Consider the following 11,140-nt stretch of genomic DNA (forward strand, 5'->3'; position numbering starts at 1 on the left):
AGCTCGTGCTGTCTATCACATTCAGCAGTCATTCTTCTCAAAGGATCGCCATGGGTATTATCAGCATGATCATCGTCGGCTTTATCGTAGGCCTGATTGCCAGGGCCATTATGCCGGGCGAGCAGAAACTTGGCCTCATCATGACCGCCATTCTGGGTATCGTCGGCGCCATTGTTGCCGGCTACCTGGGGCAGGCGCTAGGATGGTACACCCCCGGTCAGGGAGCCGGCTGGATCGGCTCGATAATCGGTGCCATCATTGTGCTGTTCATCTACGGCCTGGTCGTCAAAAAAAGCTAGCTTCCCGCTGGTGCCAGCAAAAAGGGCACTCGCCGGAGTGCCCTTTTTGCTGGCTGCGGCGACTGTGCCCTACAGGGCCGATACAATAGTCGGGTTTCGAACAACGGTTACCCATGGGAGATTTAATGAGTCGTTCCCAATCTCAAGATACATACATGCCTCACAACTTCTGGGGCAGACTGAGCAGCTACATCAAATCGTCGGGGAAAAGAGCGCTGGAAAAAACGCTTTACCTCTACTACGCCCTGCAAAGCCCCAACACCCCTCTGTGGGCGAAGGGGGTTATCTATATTGCCCTGGGCTATTTTCTTTTGCCGCTCGATCTCATTCCCGATTTTATCCCCACCATCGGTTATCTCGACGATCTGGGCGTCCTGACCGCGGCCATGTACATCATCGGTCGGTACATCACTCCAGAAATCAGGTCCGTGGTGCGGCAAAAGCTTGAGCAACAGTCCAGCGAAGCGGCGTCCGACGCCGAGAACCGACAACCCTGATGCCTGCGCCCCATCCGTTTTCCGCTTACTGGCTAGCCGAGTCAGTACGCCTGCGGGAAGCGCATTGGGGCCCGCTCGAGGACGCCTCGGAAGTGCGCCGGGCGCGCCTGAACGGGCACAGTTTCTCCGAGCGCATCCTGCTGCGCGCCACCTATCTTGCGCAGCGCGAAAAACTCGATGCCCTCATCGCCCAGTGGAGCCGGGGCGCCAGACTGGTGCTTTGGGGCCTGATCATCGCGGCCTTGATTACGGGGGCCAGCGCAGCCCTGGGGGCTCTGGGCGACGGCAGCCGGTCGGTCAATTTGCTGCTGGCCTTGGTCGCCATACTGGGCCTGCACAGTCTTACATTCCTGATCTGGCTGCTCAGCTTCGGCATGACTGGGCACGGATCGTGGCTCGGCCAGCTATGGCTATGGCTGACCCGGAAGCTGGCGCGCGGCCCTGACGCCGCATTGGCGCCACGGGCACTGGTCGATGTGCTGGGCCGCAATGGCGCATTGCGATGGATTCTGAGCAGTATCAGCCATGGCCTATGGACCGGTGCGTTCATCAGCCTGTTGCTGGCCCTGCTTGCGGTATTGTCCACGCGCCGCTATGGCTTCAACTGGGAAACCACACTGCTGTCGGCCGACACCTTCGTCCACCTGACCGCACTGATAGGCTGGCTACCTGGAAAACTCGGCTTCGCCATGCCGCCGGCCGATATGGTGCGCGCCAGCAATGGGCTGCACCGCCTGCCCGAATCCGTACAGGCCTTGTGGTCCAGCTGGCTCATCGGCTGCGTCCTCGTGTACGGCCTGTTGCCGCGGCTCCTGAGCCTGATTCTCGGGCTCATCATGGCCAGGAAAGATCTGGCCGCGATCACCCTGGACGAAAACCTGCCGGGCTACGCCAACCTTCGCGAACGACTGCAGCCAAGCAGCGAACGAATCGACGCGGACGCAGCGGCGGCCGACGGATTCCAAACCCGGATCGAGCATCGCCAGGCCGCAAGCCATCAGGCCGGCGCACCGCTCATTGTCGGCATCGAGTTGCCTCCGGACGAACCCTGGCCTCCATCGGGCCTGGCAGCAGCCATTCAGGACGCCGGCAATATCGATACCCGCGAGCAGCGCATGAGCCTGCTGGATCGCCTGCAAGCTCATCCTCCCAAAAAATTGCTGGTCGTGTGCGACGGACGCCAGACCCCCGACCGCGGGACCATCGCCATTCTGGCCGACCTGGCCAGTATCGCCGCCCAGACCCATCTGCTGCTGTCTCACGGCGCGCCCCCGGAACAGGACACCCGGCTGGCCATCTGGCAAAAGAACCTGGGCACGGCCGGCTTTGCTCCCGAACAAATTCATGAACACGACGCAAGCGCCCTTGCATGGCTGGAGGCGCCAGATCATGACTGAACGCGCTTTCCTGCGCTTGGCTGTGGTCGGCCACACCAATACCGGCAAGACATCCTTGCTGCGCACCCTGACGCGCGACCCCGGTTTCGGCGAGGTTCAGGACAGCCCCGGCACCACCCGCCGCGTCGAAGGAGCGCGCCTGCTCATCGACGACGAAACCGCCGTGGAACTGTTCGATACGCCGGGCATGGAAGACGGGATTGCCCTGCTGGATTACCTCGATCAACTGGCGCAACGCGCCGAACGCCTGGATGGACCGGACCGGATCCGGCGCTTCCTGAATTCACCCGAAAGCAAACGGCGCTTCGAACAAGAAGCGCGCGTGCTGAACAAACTGCTGGATTGCGATGCGGGCCTGTATGTCATCGATGTCCGCGACCCGGTACTGGGCAAGCACAAAGACGAGCTTGCCATCCTGGCCAGTTGCGGCCAGCCCCTGCTGCCGGTGCTGAACTTCACGCACAGCCCCCACCAGCGGGTCGATGCTTGGCGCGAAGCGCTTGCCCGCCTGGGCCTGCATGCCATCGTCGAATTCGATACTATCGCCCCGCCGCTCGATGGCGAAGCGCAGCTTTACGACAAGCTGGCGCTGCTGCTCGATTCACATGCCGGCCTGCTGAAGGCGCTCAAGCACGATATCGCCCAGCAACGCGATATCCGCCGCACCGACGCATCGCGCCTGATCGCCGAACTACTCGTCGACGTGGCCGCCTGGCATCTGGGCAGCGCGCCCGACGACGCATCGATCCTGCAAGCCACCGATACATTGCGCCAGAAGATCCGCCAACGCGAAAACCAGTGCGTCAAGGCCCTGCTCAAGCGGTATAACTTCAGAAGCGCGGATTTTCCGCATCACGCACTGCCCCTGGAAGGCGAACGCTGGGGCATGGATCTGTTTCATCCGCAGGCCGTCAAAGATATGGGCATCCATGTGGGCAAGGGTGTCGCCGCCGGCGCGGCGGCCGGCGCCACCATCGACATTTTTACCGCCGGACTGAGCCTCGGCGCGGCCGCCCTGGCCGGCGCCGCAGTCGGAGGCCTGTGGCAGGGCGCCGACCGTTTTGGCAAGCGCCTGCTGGGACGCCTGAAAGGCTATCGGGAACTCAGCGTCGACGACACGGTATTGCGCCTGCTTGCCGTGCGCCAGGCAAGCCTGGTGCAGGCGCTGGAGCAACGCGGCCACGCCGCGCAAGAACCCATAACGCTGCCGCCCGACCCCGACGATGAAACCTTATCGTCGGGGCGGCAATCAGATCACGGCTTCGGCACCGCCTTGCGCAAAGGCCGCCTGCCCGCGGAACTCAACGAAGCGCGCAGCCAACCTTTATGGTCAACGCTGGCCGACGATTACAGCCCCACCCCCCGGCGCGAACAAATAATCAGGTCGCTGGCCAAAAAACTGGCCTGAGCGACACAAAACCCTCAACGCAAGCGGGGGTGGCGGCCCAGGCGGGGTGAGCGAGTTCCGCGACCGCCCGATCCAGGCGCCGGCCGCGGGCAGTCCTGGCAAAGCCAGGACCGGACGATGCGAGCTCCACCCCGCCTGGGCCGCCACCCCCGCGTCTCAAGAACATGAATAATCGCAACAAGACAGCCCCCCAGATTCACGAGCAATCCACCGGGGGGGCCATTACAACATGACCGGCTCGTCAGGCAGATCGTTCGTGGGTAACTCGCCCTTCGCCAGGGGCGGGCAATGTTCCCGCAAAATGGCTTCGATATCGTCGACCGCCGCCAGCACTCCGGCCACATACTCGCCTTTTTGCAGACGGCTTTGCAACTGCGCGCACACCCGTTCCCACATGGCATTGGGTACGCCAACTCCACGATCCGCAATCAGCTCGATATGATGCCTGTCCAGCGCCAGATACAGCAGAACGCCGGTATTGTGAGGCGTATCCCATACCTTCAGGCGGCCGAACACCTCGAGCGCCCGCAAATGGCTTTTGCGCTCGTGCGCCGGAGACACGGCCTCGACCGCAATCATCAATTCCCCGGTGTGGTCGCGTTCGCCCTGTTTGATAAGATCGGCAATCTGCCTCAACAGCTGCGGGGTAAAGTGCTTGCGGCGCAGCCAATGCCCTTCAAGCATGGCCCACCCCGTGAGCTCCTTCCACTTTCCTCCATCTTGCCGCACTATCTATCTCCTTGATCTGCCGGACTGAGGCTTATTTCATTTCAAATCGGCCATAAGCCGGGGACGAGCCTGGACGCGGCCCAGGGCCCGGCCCACAAACACTACCAGCCACCCGACGCGCCGCCGCCGCCGCTTCCGCCACCGCCACCGCCGAAACCCCCGCCGCCAAAACCTCCACCTCCGCCACCACCGAAGCCCCCCCCGCCAAAGCCGCCCAGGCCACCCAAACCTCCGATCACGCCGCCCGTACGCGAGGCGCGCGCCGAACTGCCGCGCCCGCCAGCGCCTATTGCCCGGCCCACACCGCTCAACACCAGGGCCGCCACGGCGCCCAACAAGGCATAGCCCAGGCTATGGAACATCAGGTACACAAACAGAGCCGCGGCAAATGCCGCGATCGTTGCCGGCAGCACAAATGCCATGAAAATCAGCGGCAGCAACATATGAACAGGCGGCGAATCGCCGCCGGCCTGCTCCGACTTGTACTGCGGCGACGGCGGGGGCAAAGCTTCACCCTTGACCAGCTTGATCAGGCTATCGACCCCCGCCGTCACACCGCCCGCATAATCGCCCTGCTTGAACAAGGGCGTGACCTGCTCGCGTATGATGCGGCCCGCCTGCAGATCGGTCACAGCCCCTTCAAGCCCATAGCCGACCTCGATACGCAGGCGATGGTCGTTCTTGGCAACTACGAACAGGATGCCGTCGTCGACTTTTTTGCGGCCCAGCTTCCATTGATCGAACACATGCGTCGCGTATTGTTCGATGCTGCTGTCGCCCGTCGTGGGCACGATCAAAACAGCAATCTGCGCGCCTTTGCTTTCTTCCAGCGCAGCCAGTTTTTGCGTCAGGCTGGCCTGGGTTGCGGCATCGAGCGTTTTGGTCAGGTCTGTGACCCGCGCCGTCAGGCTGGGGACCGGAGCTTCGGCTGCGCGGGCCCAGGGCGCCAGGCAAGCCAGGTACAAGACACAGCAGGCCAGCATGGCCCCCGCTCGCTTCCACGAAATTGTGGCTGGCATCGCTATATTCATTTCGCCTCCATAAGGCCTGATCCTGGGGTGTGCAAAAAAACGGGCTGAGCAAGTGGCCAGGAGAGAGAGGGTGGCCACAAGAGCCACCCCTACGGGAGCCTTGCCTCTTTGGAAAAATCTTGCCACTCCCGCGAGAACCTTGCCCCCTAGGCAAGCACATTGCCAGGCCAGCGCGATCCGCGCCGGCCTGGCCGGCCGCCCGGCTTACTTTGCGCCTGCCGGCTGCGGAAGGCTGAACTTGACCTCCGGGTCGCGTGTAATTTGATCCTGCTTGGACACGCCATAGTTTTCCATGGTGTGGTAGCCGAAAATCTTGGCGGTAATCAGAGTGGGAAATTGCCGCACCACCAGATTGTAGGCCTGAACCGCCTGTACATAGCGGCCGCGCTCGGTGGCAATGCGATTTTCGGTACCCTCGAGCTGCGTCATCAGGTCGCGGAACAATCCATCGCTTTTCAACTGCGGATAATTTTCCGACACGGCTATCAGGCGCGACAGCGCCGACGACAACTCACCCTGGGCTTGCGTAAATTTTTTCATGACCTCGGGATTGTCCAGGTCTTTGGCACTGATCTGTATGCTGCCCACCTTGGAACGCGCTTCGGTTACCTGGGTCAGCACGGCGCGCTCGTTAACCATGTAGGCATTGACCGAATTGACCAGCTTGGGCACCAGTTCGGCCCGCCGTTCGTATTGATTCAGGGTCTGCGACCACGCCGTCTTGACCTGCTCGTCGAGACGTTGAATATCGTTGTAACCGCAACCCGACAATGCCAAAGCAAGGCAAGACATCAGTAAAAATTGCAAGAATCGTTTCATGGAACGCCTGCCGAAAATGATCAAGACACGAGATTACCGCAGCTTGCCTGTCTCGTGCCAGTTTTTACGCCTGGCAGCGCCCCGGCCCGCGCTCAATTTAACAAAGCCTTACTTTTTCAGCTTGAAGCGCGTGGCGCTCAATCATATGAGCACGCCGACGCCAACTACGTTACAATGCCTTCTTTCGCGCGTCGTGCCAGTCAACGCGCGTCTTGCAAGCTGTTCCAAGCCTTGCCTGCTGAACCTTCTCAGCCCTCAACTTCTTTTTTCGTCTGCCTAGATTGGTCTCTCTCAACTCGAGCGATAGGCTGTCGCTGGAGTTTTTTTCTTGAATACCCAAATCCCCTTTGCCTCCCTAGGTCTGGCAGAACCCCTTCTGCGCGCCATCTCGGACACCGGCTATACACACCCCACGCCCATCCAGGCACAGGCCATACCCGAAGTGCTGAAGGGCGGCGACCTGCTGGCCGCGGCCCAAACCGGCACCGGTAAAACGGCCGGCTTCACCCTGCCCATCTTGCATCTTCTCATGCAAAATCCGATCGGCCTCAGAAAGCCCGGGCGGCCCCGCTGCCTGATCCTCACGCCAACCCGTGAGCTGACCGCGCAGGTCGAAGAGTCGGTACGCACGTATGGCAAACACACGCCGCTGCGCTCCATGGTGATGTTCGGCGGAGTCAATATCAACCCGCAAATCAGCTCGCTGCGCAAGCCGCTCGACATCCTGGTTGCCACTCCCGGCCGCCTGCTGGATCATGCCCAGCAAAAAACCGTGGATTTGTCCGGCGTGGAAATCCTGGTGCTCGACGAAGCCGACCGCATGCTCGACATGGGCTTCATCCGGGACATACGCCGCATCCTTGCCCTGCTGCCCAGGACCCGCCAGAACCTGTTGTTCTCGGCCACGTTCTCGGACGAAATCCGCGAACTCTCCAAAGGCGTGCTGAACAACCCGACCGAAGTTTCGGTTGCCCGCCGCAACACCGCCTCCGAGCTGGTGAGCCAAAGCGTGGTCATCACCGAGGCATCCCACAAACGCGATCTGCTCAGCCACATTATTCGTGAAAGCGGCTGGCACCAGGTGCTGGTGTTCACGCGCACCAAGCATGGCGCCAATCGCCTCGCGGAAAAACTGGTCAAGGACGGCCTGTCGGCCGCCGCCATCCATGGCAACAAGAGCCAGGCCGCGCGCACCCGGGCATTGGCCGGCTTCAAGGACGGCAAGGTCGCCGTGCTGGTCGCCACCGATATTGCCGCACGCGGGCTGGATATCGATCAATTGCCCAATGTGGTCAATTTCGAGTTGCCCAATGTCCCCGAAGACTATGTGCACCGCATCGGCCGCACCGGCCGCGCCGGCACCGAAGGTTCCGCGCTGTCGCTGGTGGACCGCACCGAAATGAAGCTGCTCGGCGCCATTGAAAAGCTGCTCAAGAAGTCCATCGACCGCACCACGATCGAAGGCTGGTCACCCTCGCTGGTCAAGCCCGAACCGGCCGGCGCACGCGACGAGCGCGATGACCGGCCCGCACGGCGCTCGAACACCTCCGGTCGCCCGCAGCGAAATGCCGGCCGGCCAGGTGAAACAGGACGCTCCGCGCCCCGATCACGCCAGGAAGGCAATGGCCGCGGCGCTCCCCGCCAGGCAGCTCCATCGACCGGCGCCGCCGCGGCGCGCCCTCGCACCAGCAGCCGGCCGTCCAGTGCACGCCCCGCCGCACTTCTGGGCAAATAAGGCATACTAGCGGAACGCCTCCAAACTCTCCCTCTGCCGAACCATGTCCTTTTCCACCTGGCTTGCCTTTTTCGCCGCATCCTGGGCCATCTCGTTTTCGCCCGGGCCGGGGGCCATCTCCGCCCTGGCATCGGGGCTGAAATACGGTTTTCGGCGTGGTTACTGGACCACCATAGGCCTGATTTGCGGCATTATGTGCCAGGTCCTGGTGGTCGGGATCGGCCTGGGAGCCCTGCTGGCGGCGTCCGAACTGGGCTTCAGCATCGTCAAGTGGCTGGGTGTGGCCTACCTGATCTATCTGGGCTGCAAGCAATTCCGCACCGACGCTTCGCCCGTGGCGGTCGAAGCCAAAAGTCTCGAGACTTTTAAAATCCGGGAACTCATTGCGCGCGGCTGGCTCGTCAATATCACCAATCCGAAAGGCACGGTATTTCTGCTGGCGGTGGTTCCCCAATTCCTGAATCTGTCGGCCTCCCTGACGCCGCAATACCTGGTCATAGGCGCCACGCTGTGCTTCACCGACCTGGTCGCCATGGGGTTCTATACGGCCCTGGCATCCAAGGTGCTGAAGCTGTTGCGCAACCCGCGCCATGTACGCTGGCTCAACCGCGCATTCGGTTCCCTGTTTATTCTGGCCGGCACCGTGCTTGCCACGTTCAGCCATCACAAATAAGTGCCCGGGCGCGCAAGCGCCGGCCACTAGAGAATCACACGCTAAAATCCACCCATGAGTCTCAGTCACGAAGTCGCACGGCGGCGCACCTTTGCCATTATTTCCCACCCCGATGCGGGAAAAACCACCCTCACCGAAAAACTCCTGCTGTTTGCGGGCGCCATTCAGATCGCCGGCAGCGTCAAGGCCCGCAAGGCCAGCCGGCATGCGTCCTCGGACTGGATGGAAATCGAGAAGCAGCGTGGCATTTCAGTTGCTTCGTCGGTCATGCAAATGGAATACCGCGATTGTGTGCTGAACCTGCTCGATACCCCTGGGCACCAGGACTTCTCCGAAGACACCTACAGGGTGCTGACCGCCGTCGACGCGGCGCTTATGGTGATCGATGCGGCCAACGGCGTCGAGCCGCAGACGATTCGCCTGCTGCAGGTCTGCCGCGCCCGCAATACGCCGATCATCACTTTTATCAACAAGCTGGACCGGGAAGTCCAGGAGCCGCTGAACCTGTTGTCGGAAATCGAATCGCACCTGGGCATGGACGCCGTTCCTTTTTCCTGGCCGGTAGGCATGGGCCGGTCGTTCGGCGGGGTATTCGACATACGCCGCGACCGGATGCGTGTCTTCAAAGCCGGGCAGGAACGCCGCGGCGACCAGAACGAGATCATCGAAGGGCTGCAGAACCCGAGCATCGCCGAACGGTTCGGCGATGCCTTTGCCAAAGCCAGCGAGGAAATCGAGCTTATCAACGCGGCCGCGCCCAGTTTCGACCAGGCCGCTTTTCTGGCGGGCAGGCAAACGCCTGTTTTCTTCGGTTCGGCGATCAATAATTTCGGCGTTCAGGAAGTGCTTGACGCGCTGGTCGACCTGGCGCCCAAGCCAGGCCCGCGCACGGCGCTGCAGCGCGAAGTCCAGCCCGAAGAACCGAAGTTCAGCGGGGTGGTGTTCAAGGTCCAGGCCAATATGGACCCTTCGCATCGCGACCGGGTCGCCTTTGTCCGTGTCAGTTCGGGCCGTTTCGACCGCGGCATGCGTCTCAAGGTCTCGCGCACCGGCAAGGAAATGCGCCCCAACAATGTGGTGTCTTTTCTATCGCAGCGCCGCGAGCTTCTCGACGAGGCCTATGCGGGCGACGTCATCGGGATACCCAACCACGGCGTCCTGCAATTGGGCGACGTGCTGACCGAAGGCGAAAACCTGCAGTTCACCGGCCTGCCTTTTTTTGCGCCCGAACTATTCCAGGCGGTTGAAGTCAAAGATCCTTTACGCACCAAGCAACTGCGTATAGGCCTGACCCAGCTTGGGGAAGAAGGTGCAATCCAGGTGTTTCGCCCCGAAGCGGCAGGGGGTTCTTTGCTGCTCGGTGCAATCGGCCAATTGCAATTCGAGGTCGTCGCTCATCGTCTCAAAACCGAATACAGCGTCGACGCTCGCCTCATGCCATCGCGTTACAACATGGCACGTTGGATTACATCTGACGATCCCAAGGCTTTGCGCAAGTTTCTGGATGCCAATGCCGCGCATATCGCCTATGATGTCGTCGACGCCGCAGCCTTTCTGATCAGCTCTCCCGCGCAGTTGCGCGTGGCCGAAGAGCTCTATCCCAAAGTGCAATTTCATGCCATGCGTGAGCACGGCGGCAAGGTATTCAGTGAAAAGGCCTGAGTTTATACTAGGTTTAACTTTATAGACCGAGGGTAAGAATGTCCTGGCGTTTTATGTTTGTTGTACTGCTGCTGGCCGCAGGCGCCTCTACATGGGGGGGGCTGCATCTGGGAGACTGGCTGGTGGCTCACGGGCCCGTAGCCGCAACGGTTCCCGGCCAATCCCAGGTTGCCGCCGTGCCGGTACTCGATTCCAATGGCCATCCTTATGTAGCTCAGCCGCCTCAGCCGCAGGTTGATGGCCGTCTGGCGGTACCCGAGCCCTTGCCTCCGGTGGCCTGGGCCATTCCCGACAAGTCGCTGACGCAAGCCCCGCCCAATCCGACGGTCGATCTGGCCACAACGACCATTACCATGGATGAAGCCAAGCAAATCGCCGCATCCGGGGCAGGTCAACCGCTGGTGGGTATTGCCGATGTGGGCGGGCTCGGCCTGGGTTCAAGCAGTGGGCAGCCAGTGCAGCCCATACAACCGATACAGCCTATAGAAGCGCCTCCGCCTCCCAGCGCGCCGCCTGCGAATACCAGCAGGGCATGGCAGGCCAGCTTGCGTCAGGAAATTCAGGCGTGTAGCGCGCAAGGCTTTTTCGACAGGCCCAGTTGCGCCTGGGCGGCTCGCAACAAGTATTGCGAACCGAATAATGCCTGGGGAAAGGTACGCGATTGTCCTGCCAAGAGCTTTTAAGCTGGAGCGTTTCCGGTTAGGTGTTTACGGCATTGAGTGCGTTTGAGTCACTTTCGTTTTGAGCCGCTTTTTGGCTTGGGTAGTGACTTTGGACTGAGCGTTGCTGTGTTGGCGGCGGTTAATTCTATAAAGACGCCGCAGGGTGGGTGGTGCTGTGTAGTCCGGCACGTCCAGCGGTCGTGGTGCTACGCACCCCGACTGCCCGGG

Annotated in this window: 12 protein-coding genes; 9 read left to right on the plus strand and 3 right to left on the minus strand. The window is 61.4% G+C overall.

Going from position 1 to position 11,140, the window contains the following annotated elements; genetic code table 11:
* The first annotated feature begins 50 nt into the window (after positions 1-50).
* The 4 genes from ACYVIS_RS11575 (at position 51) to ACYVIS_RS11590 (ending at position 3,601) form a co-directional block, all read left to right on the plus strand.
* Positions 51-299, plus strand: coding sequence for a GlsB/YeaQ/YmgE family stress response membrane protein (locus ACYVIS_RS11575; protein WP_232741738.1), 249 nt, complete (start codon positions 51-53; stop codon positions 297-299).
* A gap of 155 nt (positions 300-454) precedes the next feature.
* Entirely contained in the window at positions 455-796 is a 342-nt protein-coding gene (locus ACYVIS_RS11580) for a YkvA family protein (RefSeq protein WP_232741739.1), read from the plus strand.
* The gene (locus ACYVIS_RS11585; RefSeq protein ID WP_232741740.1) at positions 796-2,193 is read left to right on the plus strand and encodes a DUF2868 domain-containing protein; all 1,398 of its coding nucleotides are present in this window, start codon (positions 796-798) and stop codon (positions 2,191-2,193) included. Before ACYVIS_RS11580 ends, ACYVIS_RS11585 begins: the two co-directional genes overlap by 1 nt.
* Positions 2,186-3,601 (plus strand): GTPase/DUF3482 domain-containing protein, encoded by a 1,416-nt coding sequence (locus ACYVIS_RS11590; protein ID WP_232744717.1) that lies wholly within the window; start codon positions 2,186-2,188, stop codon positions 3,599-3,601. The genes ACYVIS_RS11585 and ACYVIS_RS11590 overlap by 8 nt, the downstream gene beginning before the upstream one ends.
* A 222-nt stretch (positions 3,602-3,823) precedes the next feature.
* On the opposite strand, the gene ACYVIS_RS11595 is transcribed toward ACYVIS_RS11590, so the two are convergent.
* The 3 genes from ACYVIS_RS11595 to ACYVIS_RS11605 form a co-directional block, all read right to left on the minus strand.
* Positions 3,824-4,330 (minus strand): TPM domain-containing protein, encoded by a 507-nt coding sequence (locus tag ACYVIS_RS11595; RefSeq protein WP_460874023.1) that lies wholly within the window; start codon positions 4,328-4,330, stop codon positions 3,824-3,826.
* A gap of 101 nt (positions 4,331-4,431) precedes the next feature.
* Positions 4,432-5,361 (minus strand): TPM domain-containing protein, encoded by a 930-nt coding sequence (locus ACYVIS_RS11600; RefSeq protein ID WP_232741742.1) that lies wholly within the window; start codon positions 5,359-5,361, stop codon positions 4,432-4,434.
* 204 nt (positions 5,362-5,565) lie between these two features.
* Positions 5,566-6,180 carry a LemA family protein gene (locus ACYVIS_RS11605; protein ID WP_232741743.1) on the minus strand — a complete coding sequence of 205 codons (615 nt, stop codon included), beginning with the start codon at positions 6,178-6,180 and terminating at the stop codon, positions 5,566-5,568.
* Between ACYVIS_RS11605 and ACYVIS_RS11610 the strand changes: the two genes are divergently transcribed.
* The 5 genes from ACYVIS_RS11610 to ACYVIS_RS11630 are packed head-to-tail and all read left to right on the plus strand — an operon-like array spanning position 6,179 to position 10,933.
* A complete protein-coding gene (locus ACYVIS_RS11610; protein ID WP_232741744.1) occupies positions 6,179-6,460 on the plus strand; it encodes a hypothetical protein in 282 nt (93 codons plus the stop codon). The genes ACYVIS_RS11605 and ACYVIS_RS11610 overlap by 2 nt on opposite strands.
* A gap of 48 nt (positions 6,461-6,508) precedes the next feature.
* A complete protein-coding gene (locus ACYVIS_RS11615; protein WP_232741745.1) occupies positions 6,509-7,915 on the plus strand; it encodes a DEAD/DEAH box helicase in 1,407 nt (468 codons plus the stop codon).
* A 43-nt stretch (positions 7,916-7,958) separates the two neighbouring features.
* Complete coding sequence (locus ACYVIS_RS11620) at positions 7,959-8,588, plus strand: LysE family translocator (protein WP_460874024.1); 630 nt, start codon at positions 7,959-7,961, stop codon at positions 8,586-8,588.
* Positions 8,589-8,642: 54 nt separating this feature from the next.
* Entirely contained in the window at positions 8,643-10,250 is a 1,608-nt protein-coding gene (locus tag ACYVIS_RS11625; protein WP_232741747.1) for a peptide chain release factor 3, read from the plus strand.
* Between the two features lie 38 nt (positions 10,251-10,288).
* Positions 10,289-10,933, plus strand: a complete 645-nt coding sequence (locus ACYVIS_RS11630) for a hypothetical protein (RefSeq protein ID WP_460874025.1) — start codon at positions 10,289-10,291, stop codon at positions 10,931-10,933.
* Positions 10,934-11,140: the final 207 nt, after the last annotated feature.

The sequence above is a fragment of the Paralcaligenes ginsengisoli genome (assembly GCF_054781135.1).

What these genes read in the sequence shown, in the direction of transcription:
- ACYVIS_RS11605 (WP_232741743.1), bottom strand. Translation starts at nt 6,180, where the DNA reads ATGAAACGATTCTTGCAATTTTTACTGATGTCTTGCCTTGCTTTGGCA.
- ACYVIS_RS11625 (WP_232741747.1), top strand. Translation starts at nt 8,643, where the DNA reads ATGAGTCTCAGTCACGAAGTCGCACGGCGGCGCACCTTTGCCATTATT.
- ACYVIS_RS11610 (WP_232741744.1), top strand. Translation starts at nt 6,179, where the DNA reads ATGGAACGCCTGCCGAAAATGATCAAGACACGAGATTACCGCAGCTTG.
- ACYVIS_RS11600 (WP_232741742.1), bottom strand. Translation starts at nt 5,361, where the DNA reads ATGAATATAGCGATGCCAGCCACAATTTCGTGGAAGCGAGCGGGGGCC.
- ACYVIS_RS11630 (WP_460874025.1), top strand. Translation starts at nt 10,289, where the DNA reads ATGTCCTGGCGTTTTATGTTTGTTGTACTGCTGCTGGCCGCAGGCGCC.
- ACYVIS_RS11620 (WP_460874024.1), top strand. Translation starts at nt 7,959, where the DNA reads ATGTCCTTTTCCACCTGGCTTGCCTTTTTCGCCGCATCCTGGGCCATC.
- ACYVIS_RS11585 (WP_232741740.1), top strand. Translation starts at nt 796, where the DNA reads ATGCCTGCGCCCCATCCGTTTTCCGCTTACTGGCTAGCCGAGTCAGTA.
- ACYVIS_RS11575 (WP_232741738.1), top strand. Translation starts at nt 51, where the DNA reads ATGGGTATTATCAGCATGATCATCGTCGGCTTTATCGTAGGCCTGATT.
- ACYVIS_RS11580 (WP_232741739.1), top strand. Translation starts at nt 455, where the DNA reads ATGCCTCACAACTTCTGGGGCAGACTGAGCAGCTACATCAAATCGTCG.
- ACYVIS_RS11590 (WP_232744717.1), top strand. Translation starts at nt 2,186, where the DNA reads ATGACTGAACGCGCTTTCCTGCGCTTGGCTGTGGTCGGCCACACCAAT.